The 16818-nt window shown below is 62.5% G+C and carries 15 protein-coding genes and 1 tRNA gene; 13 read left to right on the forward strand and 3 right to left on the reverse strand.

Annotated elements, in window-relative coordinates; genetic code table 11:
- Positions 1-78 precede the first annotated feature (78 nt).
- Together AC0L26_RS11165 and AC0L26_RS11170 are read right to left on the reverse strand one after the other, a co-directional pair.
- Entirely contained in the window at positions 79-393 is a 315-nt protein-coding gene (locus AC0L26_RS11165) for a DUF167 family protein (RefSeq protein WP_473632556.1), read from the reverse strand.
- 11 nt (positions 394-404) lie between these two features.
- Entirely contained in the window at positions 405-695 is a 291-nt protein-coding gene (locus tag AC0L26_RS11170) for a YggT family protein (RefSeq protein WP_473632557.1), read from the reverse strand.
- A 162-nt stretch (positions 696-857) separates the two neighbouring features.
- On the opposite strand from AC0L26_RS11170, the gene AC0L26_RS11175 reads away from it, so the two are divergent.
- From AC0L26_RS11175 to AC0L26_RS11195, 5 genes are all read left to right on the forward strand, one after another.
- A tRNA-Ala gene (locus AC0L26_RS11175) sits at positions 858-933 on the forward strand.
- A 141-nt stretch (positions 934-1074) separates the two neighbouring features.
- Positions 1075-2037, forward strand: a complete 963-nt coding sequence (locus tag AC0L26_RS11180) for a hypothetical protein (protein ID WP_473632558.1) — start codon at positions 1075-1077, stop codon at positions 2035-2037.
- A 375-nt stretch (positions 2038-2412) separates the two neighbouring features.
- The gene (locus tag AC0L26_RS11185; RefSeq protein WP_473632559.1) at positions 2413-2961 is read left to right on the forward strand and encodes a DUF4365 domain-containing protein; all 549 of its coding nucleotides are present in this window, start codon (positions 2413-2415) and stop codon (positions 2959-2961) included.
- Positions 2958-4091 (forward strand): hypothetical protein, encoded by a 1134-nt coding sequence (locus tag AC0L26_RS11190; protein WP_473632560.1) that lies wholly within the window; start codon positions 2958-2960, stop codon positions 4089-4091. Before AC0L26_RS11185 ends, AC0L26_RS11190 begins: the two co-directional genes overlap by 4 nt.
- 447 nt (positions 4092-4538) lie before the next feature.
- Positions 4539-5984 carry a carotenoid oxygenase family protein gene (locus AC0L26_RS11195; protein WP_473632561.1) on the forward strand — a complete coding sequence of 482 codons (1446 nt, stop codon included), beginning with the start codon at positions 4539-4541 and terminating at the stop codon, positions 5982-5984.
- Between the two features lie 51 nt (positions 5985-6035).
- On the opposite strand, the gene AC0L26_RS11200 is transcribed toward AC0L26_RS11195, so the two are convergent.
- Entirely contained in the window at positions 6036-7220 is a 1185-nt protein-coding gene (locus tag AC0L26_RS11200; protein ID WP_473632562.1) for a Gfo/Idh/MocA family protein, read from the reverse strand.
- A 312-nt stretch (positions 7221-7532) separates the two neighbouring features.
- Between AC0L26_RS11200 and AC0L26_RS11205 the strand changes: the two genes are divergently transcribed.
- The 8 genes from AC0L26_RS11205 to AC0L26_RS11240 all read left to right on the forward strand — a co-directional run bounded on the left by AC0L26_RS11205 (position 7533) and on the right by AC0L26_RS11240 (position 16776).
- The gene (locus AC0L26_RS11205; protein WP_473632563.1) at positions 7533-8450 is read left to right on the forward strand and encodes a MurR/RpiR family transcriptional regulator; all 918 of its coding nucleotides are present in this window, start codon (positions 7533-7535) and stop codon (positions 8448-8450) included.
- A 58-nt stretch (positions 8451-8508) separates the two neighbouring features.
- On the forward strand, positions 8509-9291 hold the full coding sequence (locus AC0L26_RS11210; protein ID WP_473632564.1) for an SDR family oxidoreductase: 783 nt from the start codon (positions 8509-8511) through the stop codon (positions 9289-9291).
- Positions 9292-9392: 101 nt separating this feature from the next.
- Complete coding sequence (locus tag AC0L26_RS11215; protein WP_473632565.1) at positions 9393-10826, forward strand: mannitol dehydrogenase family protein; 1434 nt, start codon at positions 9393-9395, stop codon at positions 10824-10826.
- An 18-nt stretch (positions 10827-10844) separates the two neighbouring features.
- Entirely contained in the window at positions 10845-11759 is a 915-nt protein-coding gene (locus AC0L26_RS11220) for a sugar phosphate isomerase/epimerase family protein (RefSeq protein WP_473632566.1), read from the forward strand.
- Between the two features lie 26 nt (positions 11760-11785).
- Positions 11786-12844, forward strand: coding sequence for an ABC transporter substrate-binding protein (locus tag AC0L26_RS11225; RefSeq protein ID WP_473632567.1), 1059 nt, complete (start codon positions 11786-11788; stop codon positions 12842-12844).
- Positions 12845-13194: 350 nt separating this feature from the next.
- On the forward strand, positions 13195-14727 hold the full coding sequence (locus tag AC0L26_RS11230; RefSeq protein WP_473632715.1) for a sugar ABC transporter ATP-binding protein: 1533 nt from the start codon (positions 13195-13197) through the stop codon (positions 14725-14727).
- Positions 14724-15692, forward strand: coding sequence for an ABC transporter permease (locus AC0L26_RS11235; protein ID WP_352928497.1), 969 nt, complete (start codon positions 14724-14726; stop codon positions 15690-15692). The genes AC0L26_RS11230 and AC0L26_RS11235 overlap by 4 nt, the downstream gene beginning before the upstream one ends.
- Positions 15693-15795: 103 nt before the next feature.
- Positions 15796-16776, forward strand: coding sequence for an ABC transporter permease (locus tag AC0L26_RS11240; protein WP_473632568.1), 981 nt, complete (start codon positions 15796-15798; stop codon positions 16774-16776).
- Positions 16777-16818 lie beyond the last annotated feature (42 nt).

Genomic DNA, 16818 nt, shown 5'->3' on the forward strand with positions numbered 1-16818 from the left:
CGGCCCATCTATCCGGCTTGCCCATCTATCCCTTGCTCGCCAGGTTGGCTTCAGCGTTCGTTGAAGCCAGCTGACGCTTCAGGCGTCGCTGAGCAGCTCGACACTTTTCGCCAGCGCAGCCGGATCGCCGAGGACGCGCAGTGTCTTCAGCCGGGCCGTGCCACCGGTGACGACCGAGACGGCCGATCGCGGCACGCCCAGTGCCTTGGCGACCAGCCGTTCAAGCGCTTGATTGGCGGCGCCGTTTTCCGGCACGGCGCGGACGCGGGCCTTGAGATGGCTTCGCCCGTCCGCCGAAACCTCGATGCCTTCCAGCCTGTCCATCGCCGCTTTCGGCGTCAGCCGGACAAACAGGTCGACGCCGTCGTTACGCGGGCGAAACGGCCCAGTCATGGAATGACCGGTCAGACGACCAGCGGCGCCAGCGTGGTGAGCAGAAACTGCCGGAGGAAGAACAGGATCAGAAGCAGGATAATCGGCGAAATATCGATCCCGCCGAGGTCGGGCAAGAAGCGGCGGATCGGCCGCAGCGCCGGCTCGGTCAGCCGGAAGAGCATGTTGCTGACGCTATCGACGAACTGGTTGCGCGAGTTGACGACGTTGAAGGCGTAGAGCCAGGAGAAAATCGCCGAAGCGATGATGATCCACCAATAAATGTCAAGCGCCAGGACAATGGTCTGAATGAGAGCTATCATGCCGGTCTCCGATTGTTGCCGACATGTAGCCATTACGGGCGAAAGCAGCAAGAGCCGCTGTCCGCGGCAGGCCGCGCGGAGGGCAGGCCGCGCGGCTTTTTGGGCAGAACACCGTCTTGACAGGAAACCGCCGCCCCCGATAAATGCGCCCATCCGCTGGACGGGGCTGTAGCTCAGCTGGGAGAGCGCGTCGTTCGCAATGACGAGGTCAGGAGTTCGATCCTCCTCAGCTCCACCAGCGGATTGTCATACTGTATTTTTTTAAGCAAAAACAGAAACTTGAGAAAATTGAGGCTGCTTCTGCGTACCCACGCTGAGTACCCAAGCCTCGCCAGCACCTAGTCTGTGAGATCGCGCAAGACAACTAGCAGGGCTGTTCATGACTGAGATTTACGACAACGCGGTCACGTCCATTGTGCTGGGTGTCGAGGATTTTCGAGAGGGGTCCGACGCGCGGATGATCAGCGCCGCGCGCAACTACTATGCTGGCCTTCTCCTCCTCGCGAAGGAGTGCTTGGTCCGAGCGGCTCCTGATGCCGATCCTATGGACGTCATTGGTGCAAAGTTCGAGCCGGTTCCCGATGGAGAAGGGGGAGTTGGTCACGAGGTTGTCGGCCATACCACTGTTGATTTCGCACAGCTCAAAAAGCGCTTCAAAGCATTCGCCCTCTCTTGGCCCGAAGCTGACGTTGAGAAGTTGCAGCGGTTTCGCAATGACGTTGAGCATTATCATCTTAGAGCGCCTGAAGGTGCCCTTCGGGAGGCGATCGCGTCCTCGTTCCCGATGTTAATCGACTTCTTCGAGACCCTGGGTGAAGACCCTCAAGAAGCATTGTCGGGTGTATGGGACACGATACTTGAGGAGACCGCAGCCTTCGAGAAGGTGCAAAAAGGTTGCGTGGACAGCCTAGAGCGCGTCGAGTGGCCAGCTGAGGTTCGCGACCTAGACAGGATGTCGTGCAGGGAGTGTGGTTCGTCGCTCATCGGGCAAGCTGATCGTGACAACACTTCTCCCGGATGGGTGCGCGGAAAGTGTTCCCAGTGCGGTGAGGAGTTGGAGAGCGATAAGATTATCGAAATGGTGGTTGAAGCCAGCTACGAGGTCGACAGCTACTCTGCTGCTAGGGATGGAGAAAGCTCTCCGATTGCGACGTGCCCAGAGTGTGGCGTACACGCATATGTGCAATCTGGTGAAGTCGACGTCTGTTTTAACTGCCAAGAAACCGTGGGTGGGGATTGCTTTAGGTGTGGAACGAGTATCGACATTCACGAATACAACTCGGATTATCCCAACCTTTGCGGATACTGCGCGCACGTGTACGAGAAGGTCATGCAGGAATGACGTGAGCTGGCTTTGGACCACCTGCCCTCGACCACCTCACGCCCAAAACTATGCAATATGCATATGTATGGGTGCACAAGTCAGTAGTCGCCGAGTTCCTCTTCCGCCTCAAGCACCTTGCGGAAATCTGACAGGACATCGGCCCACGCCTTCGTTTCAAGAAGTCTCGTGGGCAACATCTCGTCCAGCATCTGCAGCGCCCTGGCGAACCCCTCGGGATCCTTAAGCGGGATAGGACGTCCAGCAGCGAAGACTGCACAGCCTCATGCGTCCGGCAGAGGAGCATCGCCTCGGAAGGCCAACACGCCCCAGCGTACTTTTAATAACTTTTGATGTAGCCTAACTTCCCGAGCAATGGCCCAGTGATTTGGATACATGCTGCCCCTGACGTCCCAAAACATCGAGTCGGAACTTAGCTACGCATACCTGCACGCGGTGGCGTCGTGTGCGGGCGTATCCTGCATGGGTGTGACAAGGCATGAGGATAACGCGGGAGTGGACGCAAAGCTCACCGGCTGGGCGCCCTTTCCCAACGGGGGTTACAAGACTGAGGTTGACATAAAAGTCCAACTTAAGGCTTCAACAAAAGCGCCAAACGCGATCAAAAACACTTTGTCCTACAGCTTGGTGGGGCTCGGGCGGTATGATGATTTGCGTGCCAAGACAGTTTCTACGCCACGAATTCTGGTCGTTTTGTTTATGCCTAGTAAACAGGCAGAGTGGCTAGAACATACCGACAACGCCCTTTCCCTTCGAAAATGCGCATACTGGGTCAGCCTTCGGGGGGCTCCTGCTTCAGAGAATGCCACAGCTCAGACGGTCTATTTGCCCAAACACCAGCGCTTCGACGCAACTGGGCTCTTAGAACTCATGGGAACGTTTTCCAGAAACGAAGCGCTCGCTTATCAGGGTGCAGACGCATGAGTACCGGCGAAACAATCACCCCGACTGATTTGCGCGATTTTCTCAAATCGCAAGGGTGGACAGTCGTTGAGCGCGGACTACGAGACCGCCTGTATGTTCTTGAGAGTAGAAATTTTCCAAAACGTCAACTCGCGTACCCAATGGACATGAATGCACCGGACTATACCGAGTCCGTGATGAACGTGATCGAGAAGTTTTCTGAAATGGGACGAGACAGCGTTAGGTCTCTGATTTACAGAGTAAACGCAGTTAGAGACGACATACTGAGGTTGAGACTGTTCTCGGATTTTCAGGGCAATTCTCTACCATTGCACTTCGCTTCTTCGGTCGTCGCGAGTACCGAAAAACTCTTGAAGGCGGCGGCGTGTACAGTTGTGCGTCCTCGGGCAAACCATCCGCGCCTCACCCTTACTGAAGCTACACAGCTTGTCGACAAGTCCCGTTTTGGCCAGACCGAGGAAGGCAGCTTCGTCCTCCAGGTGTCCTGCCCCATCCTTTCGATGGATGTGCAAGGCAGTTTGCAGCTTAGCGATAGTGATCAACCGTTCGTTAGGAGCGTGACGCTTTCTTTGCAGAGGGCGTTACAACAATTAACCAATGCGATAGAGACCGATAGGTTGGACGACCTTGTTGACGAAGTTAAAAGCTCACGAGCTCCGCTGTTATCTGCCAACCTGTGCGAGGCAATTGGAGGGATGCAGGATGAGATTATTAACAACTCGCTCGAAGTTATGATTGAATGGTCGCCACTTCGCAAAGTCCCTCAAAGTTTGCACCTAGGACCAATCGCTATCCAGAGGGACTACTTTGCACGCATCGAGGATGTGAGGCGGGAGCTAAAGTCCGTCGAGCAGCATAGTGACGACACGTTTATTGGAACTGTGGAGCGCTTGGATGGCGAAATGGGCACGGACGGCCGTCGATCCGGCAACGTGATACTATCCCTTCTGCTACCCGACGAAGGCGAAACGGTTAGGGCCAGAGCGGCTCTGTCGGCGGAAGACTATGAAACTGCAGATAGGGCTCACATGACAAACGGAGCCTACGTGAGGATTACGGGCAGGCTCCTTCCTGGGCGGCAACCTCGGCAACTGACCGAGATGGCGAAATTCGAGTTACTGACGGAATAGGATTTCGTGATCGAATAACGCCTCCAACACAGACGCATGCAGATGGCGGCGGAGACGACTGCCAGCGAGGCCCACCCGCAATGGGAAGGCTGCCTACCCCCCAAGGGGGGGCACTAGCTGATGAAGTAGTCCGAAATCCGCGCACAGAACTTTTAAAAAAATGTCCGCAATGGTGCGAGCCTCGCCAAAGCTCGCGGGGCGTATGGGCGGATGACGAAGATTCACCGTCGCGACGACGGCCCATGGCGTCCAGAACCGCGTCATACGCGGTTCTGTCTCGATCACAAAAAAGATCGGCGACCTGGTGGGGAAGCGGATTGATCCCGCTGCTATCGGGAACTTCGCAGCAGGCAGTCCGGCTCCACGGCTCGGATGCGAAACATCGGCGACGCTGACGCGTTTAGCTGCAGGGGCGGAGGCACCAGAGGCAAAGCGAAGGAGGCTGGAATGCCAGAAGCGAATGGCCATTATGCACTGGGCTTCACCACACTCGAACAGGAGGTCGATCAACTGCCGTTGCAGGCGGAAGGCGAATTGCCGGCATGGCTCACCGGCAGCCTGATCCGGACCGGCCCTGCGAAATTCGAGGTTGGTCGACAGACCTACACGCATTGGTTCGACGGTCTCGCCATGCTCCACGCCTTCAACTTCAGCGATGGCACGGTCCGCTATTCCAACCGCTTCATCCGCTCGCAATCCTATTGCGAGGCGATGGAGAAGGGTCGCATCGCGCGCGGCGAATTCATGACCGATCCGTGCCGCACGATCTTTGGCCGCGTCATGGCGATCTTCAATCCGAAACTGACCGACAATGCGAATGTCAATGTGTCGGTGCTGGCCGGCGAGATCGTGGCGCTGACCGAGACGCCGATGCCGATCCGCTTCGATCCACGCACGCTCAAAACGCACGGCGGGCTCCAATTCAGTCGGGCGATCAAGGGGCAGATCTCGACTGCGCACCCGCACAGCGACGGCGAGCGCGGCTACTCCTACGTTATCGAGATGGGGCGCCGCAGCACGTATCGCCTGTTCGTCGACGAAAGCGGCGTGCAGCGTGTCCTGGCCGAATTGCCCGTTGATCGACCGAGCTACATGCATTCCTTCGGCATGTCGGAACGCTATTTGGTGCTGACGGAGTTTCCGCTTCGGGTGAACCCGCTCAAGCTCGCCCTGTTCGGCAAGCCCTTCATCACGAACTATCGCTGGCAGCCGGAGTTGGGCACATTGTTCACCGTGATCGATAAGTCGACCGGTGCTGTCGCCGCCCGTGCCAGGGCGGCGCCGTGCTTCTGCTTTCACCACGTCAATGCCTTCGAGGCGGACGGTGCGCTGCTGGTGGACCTCCTCGCCTATCCTGATGCGAGGATCATCGACGAGCTGCGCCTCGACCGGCTGCGCTCCGGAGCGCAGGTCAATCCGACCTCGACCTTGACGCGGTACCGCATTCCGCTCGACGGCAATCCTTCTGCGGCTGTCGAGATCGAGCCGGAACCGCTCTGCGGCACGCGCATCGAATTGCCGCGCATCGACTATTCCCGCCGCGCCGGCAGATCGTACCGCTGCGTATGGGGAGCCAGGCAAAGTGAACCGGACAGTTTTCTCGACACCATAGCCAAGATCGAGCTTTCAGCCACCGCGCCGGCGACCGTGACGACCTGGGCCGAACCGGGCTGCTATGCTGGCGAGCCTGTTTATGTGGCGCGGCCGGCCGGCGTGGAGGAAGACGATGGCGTCCTGTTGTCTGTCGTCCTCGATGTCGGCGCCGGCACGTCATTCCTGCTCGTGCTCGACGCCGCGACGCTCGCCGAACGCGCCCGGGTCTCCGTCCCGCATCACATCCCTTTTGGCTTTCACGGCAACTATTTTGCGCGCCCGGATCGATCCGCGCGCTGACCGATGCCAAGTGCCGGCCACTGCCGTCCTTCGAACCTAAATTCTCGGCACTCAGGGAAACAAAGCCGGCGCCCACACTCCACCGGCGGAACTCGAGGCAACGGCCGCCGCGACGAATTTCACGCCACGGGCCCCGTCGACGACATCGGGCACCCGCGCCGCGCGGACGGCATCAACCGCTTCGCCGGCGCGATGAGCGCGGATGATATCGACGGCGTCCCGATAGAGGTTGGCGAACGCCTCGATGTAACCTTCCGGGTGGGCTGCCGGCATGCGCGACACACGCCGGCTCTCCTCGGACGCACCATGACCGCCGCGCACCAGCGTGCGCGTTTCCTCGCCATGGCGCGAAAAGCGCAGTTCTTCAGGCCGCAGGCCCGACCATTCAAGCCCGGCCTTGTCGCCATAGATGCGGACCGAAAGGTCGTTGTAATGGCCGGGAGAGGTCTGGCTGGCCAGGATGGTGCCACGCGCCCCGCCCGTCCAGCGCACCAGCACATGGGCGTTGTCGTCGAGCCGCCGCCCCGGCACGGCGGTGAAGAGATCGGCAGAGACCTGCTCGGCCTGGCACCCCGAGACGAAGCTTGCGAGGTTGAACGCGTGCACGCCGATGTCAGCAAGCACCGCCGATTGCCCGGCCCGCGCCGGATCGGTGCGCCATTCGGCCTGCTTCTGGCCCTCCGCATCGATCGGCAAGGTTAGCCAATCCTGGATGTAGGCGGCGTGCACGGCGACGATCCGGCCGAGCTCGCCGGCCGCCACCATCTCGCGCGCCTGCCGGACCATGGCGTAGCCGGTGTTGTTGAGCGTCACCACGAATTTACGGTTTTTCGCGCGCGCCAGGCTCACCAGTGCTTCTGCGTCAGTCAGTGTCGTCGACAGCGGCTTGTCGCAGATCACGTCGATCCCGGCTTCGAGGAAGGCGGTGGCGATCGGCGCGTGCAGGTGGTTGGGCGTTACGATGACGACGGCTTCGATGCCGTCGGGCCGCATCGCCTCGGCGCGCGCCATTTCGCGGTAGTCGGCATAGCTGCGCTCGGGCACGATACCGATCTCGGCGGCGGAGACGGCCGCGTTTTCCGGATCCGAGGACAATGCCCCGGCAACCAGCGCGATCTGGTCGTCGAGCCGCATGGCCAGCCGGTGCACGGCACCGATAAAGGCGTTGCGGCCGCCACCCACCATGCCGGCCCTCAGGCGTTGGCGCATTGATCCGTCAGCGATTGCATAGACCATTTTCAAGCTCCTCCACCTATCACTTCGTCATCCTGGGGCGTAGCAAGGAGCGCAGGGACGCGGCGCAGACCCCAGGATCCATGCCGTGACATCAGAGCGATTCCACGGTGCAGAATCTTCTCTTCCGCTGCATTCCTCGACAACCGTCGCGGCATGGATCCTAGGGTCTCCGCGACGGAGCTCCGCTCCTGCTTCGCCCTAGGATGACGACGTTGGAGAAGCTTCCGCCAATCCCTACCGAACCCTACCGCTTTCGAACACCATTTCTAATTTTCATATTGTAAAACGATTGTATCGCGCTAGCCTGAAATCATGAGCGGAGCACAAAAATCATCCGGACGATCCATTGCCGACGAGGCGGCGACCCGCAAACGCGGCCGCTCGCTTGCCGCGCTCGGCTACACCAAGCCGCAGACTTATGAGGAACTGCGCGCGGTGCTGTCGTCCGGTACCGTGCATTTCCCAAAACGCCTGCGCCAGGTTGCCATTTTCCTGTGGCAGCATCCGAGCGACGTGGCGCTCGGCACGATCGCGCAGGTCGCCGAGCAGGCCGGTGTGCAGCCCTCGACGCTTGTTCGTTTCGCCCAAATCTTCGGCTATGCCGGCTTTTCCGATTTCCAGGGTCTTTTCAAGGACCATGTCAAAGGCTCCTGGCCCGAAGGCCGGGCGCGCGACGGACAGGATCGGGCGGCCACTGAGCCCAACGCCAATCTGCATTTTCTCAACGGCATGGTCGGCGCCTCTCAGGCTTCGCTCGGCCGCATCGACAACAGCTTCGACATTGCCAGCTTCGAGCGCATGGTCGACCTGCTGGCGGCGGCCGACCTGATCTATGTGATCGGCAGCAAACGCGCCTTTCCGGTCACCACTTATCTTTCGCTCACTTTGTCGCAGCAGGGCGTGCGCAATGTGCTGGTCGACAATGTCGGCTCCACCGCGCTCGACCAGATCAGCTGCATTGGCAAGAGCGACGCCGTGCTGGCGGTCTCCTTCAGCCCCTATAACTCGATCACGCCGGATCTCGTCGCTGTCGCCTATGAGCGAAAGGCGCGCATCGTCGCCATAACCGACAGCACGTTTTCTCCCCTGGTCAAGTTCTCGGACACATGGCTGGAGGTTGTCGAATCCGACTTCGCCGGCTTCCGCTCGCTTGCCGCCTCGCTCGCCGTCGGCATGGCCCTTGTCCACGGCGTCGTCGCGCGCCGCACCGCCGCGGACGGACACGATTGACTATCGGGAATTAACGTTCCATATTTACAAAAATGAAAACTTTGTTCCGGGAGGAGCAATGGAGCTTCGGCTAGAGGGCAAAGTGGTGCTGGTCACCGGCGCGACGCAAGGCATTGGCCGGGCGATTGCCGAGAGCCTTGCGCGCGCTGGCGCCGGCGGCCTGCTGGTCACCGGCCGTGAGCCGGTGCGTGGCGCCGAAGTCGCAGCGGCGCTTTCAGCGATAGGCACGCCGACGAGTTTCGTCGCCGCCGATCTGGCTGACGCCACGGCGCCGGCGCGTCTGGTGGAGGAATGCGTCGGGCGCTTCGGGCGCTTCGACGCGCTGGTCAACGCCGCCGGCCTGACCAACCGCGCCTCGTTCCTCGATGCCGGCCTCGACGATTGGGCAGCGCTGTTCGCCGTCAACGCACGGGCGCCGTTCTTCCTGATGCAGGCGGCCATTGCGCAGATGCGCAAGCAAGGTCAAGGCGACGCCATCGTCAACATCCTATCGATCAACGCGCATTGCGGCTCGCCCGAACTCGCCGTCTATTCGGCCACCAAGGGCGCGCTCGCTACCCTCACCCGCAACGCCGCCAATGCGCATCGCTTCGACCGCATTCGCGTCAACGGCATCAATGTCGGCTGGACCGACACGCCAGCCGAGCGCATCATGCAGGCTGAGACGCTTGGGCTTGGCCCGGGCTGGCTCGACGCTGCGAACGCGTCGCAGCCTTTCGGGCGGCTGCTGGCGGCCGACGAAGTGGCCAACCTCGCCGTCTTCCTGCTCTCCGACGCTTCCGGGCCGATGACCGGTGCGCTGATCGACCAGGAACAGTGGGTCGTGGGGGCGAACCGGTGAACGCTTCAGCGCCCCCCGAAACGCTCGGCCCGAAACTTATTAGCCGGCTTCCTCCTAACATTCAAAAGCCGTCTTACGACCGGACAGGGCTGGCCGCCGGCATGGCTCATATCGGCGTCGGCGCCTTCCACCGCTGCCACCAGGCCGAATACACCGACGATCTCCTGTCCAGCCATTTCGATCGCTGGGGCGTGGTCGGCATCAACATCCGCCCGCCAGGCCTGGCGGAGACGCTAGGCCGACAGGGCGGGCTCTACACGCGCCTGATCCGCGAGGACGCCCAAGTCGAGGCGCGCGTCGTCGGCAGCATCGTCTCGGTCGTCGACAGCCAGGAGAGCGCGGCACCCGCGCTCGACGTGCTGGCTTCCGCCGGCATCGAGATGGTCACGCTGACCGTGACGGAGAAAGGCTATTGCCACATTCCATCCAGCGGCGCGCTGGATGTGACCCATCCGGACATTGTCCACGACCTCGCCAACCCGCTGACGCCGCGAAGCGTGCCGGGCATTCTGGCGCGGGCGCTTGAACTGCGGATGAGCTCGCATGGGCGTCCGGTGACGCTGCTCTCCTGCGACAACATCCCGGCCAACGGCGTCATCCTGGCCAATGTGGTGCAGGCTTTGGCCAGCCGGCGCAGCAACGCTCTTGCCGACTGGATCGCCGCCAACGTCGCTTTCCCCTCGGCCATGGTCGACCGCATCGCGCCAGCGACCTCTCAGGCCGACATCGAAACCGTGGAGCAGCATTTCGGCTATCGCGATGCCGCCGTGGTCGTCGGCGAGCCGTTCCGGCAATGGGTGATCGAACAAAAATTCGCCGGCCGCGTGCCGCGATGGGACCGGGTCGGCGCGAGCTTCGTCGGCGACGTCACGCCGTTCGAGCAACTCAAGATGCGGGTGCTCAACGGCGCCCAGACCACGCTTGCCACGCTCGGCGTGCTGGCCGGCCTTGAGCACACGTCCGATGCGATCGCCGACCCGCTGCTCGCCACTTTCGTTCGGCGCATGCTGATCGAAGAGACGCTGCCGACGCTGATGCCGGTGCCGGGCATGGCGCCGCTGGCCTATGTCGAGCAAAGCCTCGCTCGCCTGCGAAATACGGCGATCCGCCATCGCAACCATCAGATCGCCACCGACGGCTCGCAAAAGATCGTGCAGCGGCTTCTCAACCCGATCCGCGAGCGGTTGCAGCGTGGCGACAGCATCGCGTTCTTGTCGGTCCCGGTTGCAGGCTGGATGGCCTATCTGATCCGTTCCTCGGCACGGTTCGGCAGACGCTGGCCGGTGTCCGACCCTTATGGCGACAGGATCGCCGGCCTTGCCGACGCGGTCGGCGCCGACACTGAGGCTTTGGCAGCCGCGATCCTCGCCATCGACACGATCTTCGATCCGGAGCTTGCCGCAAACGATGATTTCCGTAGGGCTATTACATCAGCCCTTGACGGCCTGCTCTCAGACAATCCGATGGCAGTCGTCAGGCGCAGTTTGGAACAACCCGAGGTTGCCCGGTTGAAGCGGCCCGCACAATCGGCATAGTAGGGGAAGGGAGGCACTATGAAGCTCGGACTGCTCACCGCACCGTTTGCGGACACCTCGCTTGACGAGGTTGCCGATTGGTCAAGCTCGGTCGGCTTTGAGGCGCTGGAGATCGCCTGCTGGCCGAAATCCTCCGGGTCCGCCCGGCGTTATGCCGGCACCAGCCATATCGACGCCGCCTCGACTTCGGCCTCGCAAGCCAAGGAAATCGCGTCATCACTGGCGGAAAAGAACCTGTCGATCTCGGGCCTCGGTTTCTACCCCAATCCGCTGCATCCCGATGCCGCCCACCGTCAGACCGTCATCGACCATCTGAAAAAGGTGATCGTGCTGGCGAGCCATATGGGCGTGCCGGTCGTCAACACCTTCTGCGGCGGCGACGCTTCGAAAACCGTCGACGCCAACTGGGAAGAGGCACTCAAGGTGTGGCCCGCCATAATAGCCCACGCGCGTGACCATGGCGTGAAGCTGGCCTTCGAGAACTGCCCGATGATCTTCAGCTATGACGAGTGGCCGGGCGGGCACAACATCGCCTATTCGCCCTACATCTGGCGCCGCATCCTCGAGGCCTGGGGCGGCGATGTTGGCATGAACTTCGACCCGTCGCATCTGGTCTGGCAGATGATCGACCAGGCCCGCTTCATCAAGGAATTCGGCCCATACATGCTGCATGCCCATGCCAAGGACCTGATGATCGATCCTGATGGACTTTACGAGCGCGGCATCCTGTCGGCCGGCATAGGCTGGCAGGTGCCGCGCATGCCGGGGCTCGGCGATGTCGACTGGAACGTCATCTTCTCAGGCCTCTATCGCGCCGGCTACGACGGACCCATCATCATCGAACACGAGGACCGACGATTTGAAGGGAGCGACGACAAGGTCAAGCGGGGCTTTCTGCTGGCCCGCGACGTGCTGCGCCCCTTCGTGAAGTGACACCTTTTTGAACTGAACCGAAATCAATGTGGAGGAAGACTTACATGCGTAACAGGAAATATCTGGCAATGGTCCCGCTGCTCGCCGGCGCGGCCTTGATGGCTTCGGTGGGCGTCTCGGCCGCTGAAGCGAAATACACGATCGGCATTTCCAACACGGTGCAGGGCAATGGCTGGCGTGAGGAGATGATCTGCGCGATGAAGGCGCAGGCGCTGGCCTCCGGCGAAGTAACCAAGCTGAACATCGCCCACCGCAACACCGACGCCGCCGGCCAGCTCGAGGACATCCGCAACCTGATCAGCGCCAAGGTCAACGCCATCGTCGTCAACCCGGCCGATCCGGCCGGCATCAAGTCAGCCCTTGAGGAAGCCACCAAGGCCGGCATCGTCGTCGTCGCCGTCGACCAGGCGGTCACCGAGCCGTCGGCCTACATCATCTCCAACAACCAGGAACAGTACGCCTATCTCGGCGCCAAATGGCTGTTCCAGCAGATCGGCGGCAAGGGCGACGTCGTCTATATGCGGGGTGCGGCCGGAGCCTCGGCCGACAGCGACCGCGACAAGGGCTTCAAGAAGGCGCTCGCCGAATTCCCCGACGTCAAGGTCGTGCATGAGGTCTTCACCGGCTGGCAGCAGGATCAGGCCAAGCAGCAGATCCTCGATTTCATCGCCACCGGAACGCCCGTCAACGGCATCTGGACCTCGGGCATCGACAATGTGATCGTCGATGCGCTGGTCGAGTCGCAGACGCCGCTGGTGCCGGTGGTCGGCGCCGACAATGCCGGCTTCGTCGGTCAGTTGAACTCGGTCGAAGGCCTTGTCGGCGCGGCGGTGACCAACCCCGGTTCGATCGGCGGCGCCGGCGTGACGCTGGCCCTTCAGATCCTGAACGGCAAGAAGCCGGCGGAGCAGACCGTGCTGGTCGAGCCGCAGCTCTGGGAGAACGCCACCGAGGAGGGCAAGGCCAAGCTGAAGGGCGCGGCCGATCCGTCGCTGAGCCCGGAATGGCCGGTCTCGATCTCCATCCCGGACTGGACCACCTACACCAAGGACCAGATCGTCGCCTGCAAGGGCCCGGGCGAGTAATGACCGCTTCGAGCAGCGTGGCGAGGACGGCGGGCTGCCGTCCTCGCTACGCAAAGATTTGATAGACTGGCGCTCTACGGCGCCCCCCTCTGTCCTGCCGGACATCTCCCTCACGAGGGGGGAGATCAGCCGTCACCAGGGCTTTGGCCAATCTTCGGCGTTGCAAGAAGAGGGCCGGCGTCAAAGCTGCCAATCTCCCTCCTTGTGGGGGAGATGTCCGGCAGGACAGAGGGGGGCGCCGTAGAGCGCCAGCAAGAGAGTTTGGTTTCTGATGCGGACAGCGTAAGTGGTTGGCGTCATAAACATTTGGATAGTTTGGACGAGAACAACACGTTTTGACAACAAACCCTCTGCAGCAAGATCCCCTCCTGGACGCCACCGGTGTCGTGAAGACCTACGGCGCCGTGGTGGCGTTGCGCAACGCATCGCTGTCGGTTCTGCCGGGTGAGGTTCACGCCCTGATGGGCGCCAATGGCGCCGGCAAATCGACGCTGGTCAAGATCCTGACCGGCGCCATCCGCGCCGATGCCGGGCATATCCTGATCCGCGGCGAAGCCCGCGACGTGCGCTCGCCCGCCGATGCGCGCCGCGCTGGCCTGCTTCCGGTCTATCAGGAGCCATCGCTCATTCCGGATCTCGACGTCGCCTCCAACCTTCGCCTGACCGACACGCCGGTCGAGCCGTTCCGCGCCTGGGTGCGCGAGCTCGGCATTCCCGATCTCGACATACGCGACACCGCGCGTGACATCCCGCTTGCCGTGCTGCGCGTGCTCGATCTGGCGCGCGCACTGGCCGTCGAGCCCGACGTTTTGCTGCTCGACGAGATGACCGCAGCACTGCCGGCAAACCTTGCCGAAAAAGTGCTCGAAGTCGTGCGCCGGCAAGGCGACAGCGGCCGTTCGGTGATCTTCATTTCCCACCGCTTTGTCGAGATATCGGCGCTTTGCGACCGCGCCACCGTGCTTCGCGACGGTGAGACCGTCGGCGTCGTCGACATCGAACCGGGCGTCGAGGAGCGCATCGTCGAGATGATGCTCGGCGCCAAGGTCGAAAAGACGCGAGTGGCCGCGCGCCAGGCCAGCCAGGCCGCCTCGCCTGGGGATAGCCGTCCGCGCCTCGGCGTGGCGAACCTTCGTGTCGGCACCAAGCTCAACGACGTCTCGTTCGAGCTGGCGAATGGCGAAGTCGCAGGCGTCGTCGCGCTTGAGGGACAAGGCCAGGACGAGCTCTTCGCAGCACTTGCCGGCTCCATCCGCCCGTCCGGCGGGACGATCGAAGTGGACGGGCAGCCGGTGAAATTCGCGCATCCGGCCGATGCGATCCGCGCCGGCATCGCCTATGTGCCCGGCGACCGCACCGAGGCTCTCGCCATGCAGCGCTCGGTGCGCGAGAACATCGCGCTCCCGTTCAGCGCCGCCTTGCGCAACTGGGGGCCGATCAACATGCGGCAGGAAGGCTCCAGGGTCGTCAATGCGATCGAGCGGCTGCAGATCGACACGCGCGCCCAACGCGAGGTGCAGCGCCTGTCCGGCGGCAACCAGCAGAAGGTGACGATCGCCCGCTGGATCGCCGCTGAGGCACAGACCATCCTCTGCTTCGACCCGACGCGCGGCATCGATGTCGGCACCAAGCAGGAGATCTACAAGCTGCTGCGCCAACTCGCCGACCAGGGCAAGTCGGTGCTGTTCTATACGTCCGAGCTCGAGGAGGTGCAGCGTGTCTGCGATCGCGTCATCGTCATCTTTGGGGGCCGCGTCGTCGATGTCTTCCCCGTCGAACTCGCCGACGAGCCGGCGCTGATGCGCGCCGCTTACGGCTTGCCGCGCGGCGCCAAGGAGGATGTCGGCATCCTTGCTGGCGCGAACCCGGCGGTGACGCCTTGAGCCGCCTTATCCGCCGCCAGGGCTGGGTCGCCGGCCTGATTGTCCTGTTCGTGGTGCTGTTGGTGATCACCAAGCTGATCCAGCCGGGCTATGGCAGCGGCGATTTCGGCTCGCTGGTGCGCGCGGTGCTGCCTTACGCCTTTGCCGTGGCCGCCCAGACGATTGTCGTCATCGCCGGTGGCATCGATCTTTCCGTCGGCGCCATGATGGCGCTGACCAGCGTCACCGCCGCCTCGATGATGGACGGCGCCAGCGAGGAATACGCGCTGTTCGTGGTGCCGTTCGTGCTGGCCATGGGGCTGGTGCTGGGCGCCGTCAACGGCATGCTGATCGTGGTTACCCGCGTGCCCGACATCGTCGTCACGCTGGCCACTCTCTTCGTTCTGCAGGGCGCGGCGCTGCTCGTCCTCGGCGCGCCCGGCGGTGGGGTGGCCGAATGGCTGCGGGCGACCATCATCGGCACCGTCCCGATTCCGGGGCTGCCGGGGATCTCTGCCTGGATACCGAAGGCGCTGGTGCTGCTCATCGTCTGCCTTTGCATCATCTGGATACCCCTCAAACGCTCAAAACTCGGCCTGTCGATCTACGCCATCGGCAGCAGCGAGCTGGCAGCATTTCGCAGCGGCGTGCCTGTCGCGCGAACCAAGATCATCGCCTATGCCCTGTCGGGGCTTTTCGGCGCCATGGGCGGACTGGCGCTGACTATGAGCACCGGCATCGGCGCCCCTATCCCCGGCCCCTATCTTCTTGCCAGCGTCGCGGCGGTGGTGCTCGGCGGCGTCGCCCTTGGCGGCGGCAAGGGCGGATTGCTCGGCCCGATCGTCGCCGTCTTCGTGCTGCGGCTGGTGCGCACCGACCTGACGCTTCTGGCCATCGATCCCAACGTCACCGCAATCATCGAGGGCGCCATCATGGTCGCCGTGGTGATGTTCGGCGCGTTTATTACGATGAGAGGGCGGCAATGATGAGCAATGCCGTGAGGTTGGCGCATCGGAATGAAGTGAGGCTCGGCGCTCTACGGCGCCCCCCTCTGTCCTGCCCCGGGCAAAACCAATCGCGAGCAATCTCATGAGCACAACCGCGATCACTCCCGTATCCTTCGGCCGCCGCCTCAAGCGGTTCATGGCCGACCGGCCGCTGATCCCGCTGATCATCCTGCTGGTCATGCTGGTGGTGATCCTGCAGATCCTGCGCCCCGGCATCGTCAACGAGCGCTGGCTCGCCAACACGGTCAAATTCGCCATCCCGCTGGCAATTCTTGCCGGCTGCCAGACTATGACCATGCTGACCGGCGGCATCGACCTGTCGGTCGGAACCGTGGCGACGATGAGCGCCTTCATCATGGCGACGCAGGTCGTCAACCATGACCCGGCGGTAGCGATCCTCATCGCATTGGTGCCGGCGGTGCTGATCGGCCTGGTCAACGGCATCGGCGTCGGCGTCTTTCGCGTGCACCCGCTGATCATGACGCTTGGCACCAGCCTGATCGGCACCGGCTGCCTGCAGGTCTACCAGCGCACCGTCATCGCTTCGGGCGCCAAGATCCCGCCCTTCCTGGCCTGGCTCGGCACCGGCCTCACCTATGGCATACCCAATGCGCTGCTGTTGTTCGTGCCCGTTGCCATCCTCATCGTCTTCACCTTGAGCCGCACCGGCTTTGGCCGCCTGCTTTACGCGGTCGGCGACAATGAAGGGGCGGCACGCCTGTCCGGCGTCCGCTACTGGCAGGTCATCACCGCGCTCTACGTCATCTCGAGCGTGCTCGCCGGCATCACCGGCCTGCTCTATATCGGCCTGATCAAGGCGCCGTCGCTGTCGCTGGCCGAACCGCTGGTGCTGCCTTCGGTGGCAGCCGCCGTGATCGGCGGCACCTCGATCTTCGGCGGCCGCGGCGGCTATACCGGCACGATCATCGGCGCCCTGATCCTCACCGTGCTGACGACGCTGCTGACCATCCTGCAGATGCCGGAGGGGGCAAGGCGGATATTGTTTGGGCTGATCGTGCTGTTCGTTACGGCGGCGTATTTGAGGATTATTGAGGATCGGTAGGGGGTGGCGCGAGCAGCTGCTTGTGACCCGAAGGGGACAGCC

The sequence above is a fragment of the Mesorhizobium sp. WSM4823 genome (genome assembly GCF_055811195.1).

Coding starts and splice junctions, on each gene's coding strand:
- AC0L26_RS11165 (WP_473632556.1), bottom strand. CDS start 393: ATGACTGGGCCGTTTCGCCCGCGTAACGACGGCGTCGACCTGTTTGTC.
- AC0L26_RS11170 (WP_473632557.1), bottom strand. CDS start 695: ATGATAGCTCTCATTCAGACCATTGTCCTGGCGCTTGACATTTATTGG.
- AC0L26_RS11180 (WP_473632558.1), top strand. CDS start 1,075: ATGACTGAGATTTACGACAACGCGGTCACGTCCATTGTGCTGGGTGTC.
- AC0L26_RS11185 (WP_473632559.1), top strand. CDS start 2,413: ATGCTGCCCCTGACGTCCCAAAACATCGAGTCGGAACTTAGCTACGCA.
- AC0L26_RS11190 (WP_473632560.1), top strand. CDS start 2,958: ATGAGTACCGGCGAAACAATCACCCCGACTGATTTGCGCGATTTTCTC.
- AC0L26_RS11195 (WP_473632561.1), top strand. CDS start 4,539: ATGCCAGAAGCGAATGGCCATTATGCACTGGGCTTCACCACACTCGAA.
- AC0L26_RS11200 (WP_473632562.1), bottom strand. CDS start 7,220: ATGGTCTATGCAATCGCTGACGGATCAATGCGCCAACGCCTGAGGGCC.
- AC0L26_RS11205 (WP_473632563.1), top strand. CDS start 7,533: ATGAGCGGAGCACAAAAATCATCCGGACGATCCATTGCCGACGAGGCG.
- AC0L26_RS11210 (WP_473632564.1), top strand. CDS start 8,509: ATGGAGCTTCGGCTAGAGGGCAAAGTGGTGCTGGTCACCGGCGCGACG.
- AC0L26_RS11215 (WP_473632565.1), top strand. CDS start 9,393: ATGGCTCATATCGGCGTCGGCGCCTTCCACCGCTGCCACCAGGCCGAA.
- AC0L26_RS11220 (WP_473632566.1), top strand. CDS start 10,845: ATGAAGCTCGGACTGCTCACCGCACCGTTTGCGGACACCTCGCTTGAC.
- AC0L26_RS11225 (WP_473632567.1), top strand. CDS start 11,786: ATGTGGAGGAAGACTTACATGCGTAACAGGAAATATCTGGCAATGGTC.
- AC0L26_RS11240 (WP_473632568.1), top strand. CDS start 15,796: ATGAGCACAACCGCGATCACTCCCGTATCCTTCGGCCGCCGCCTCAAG.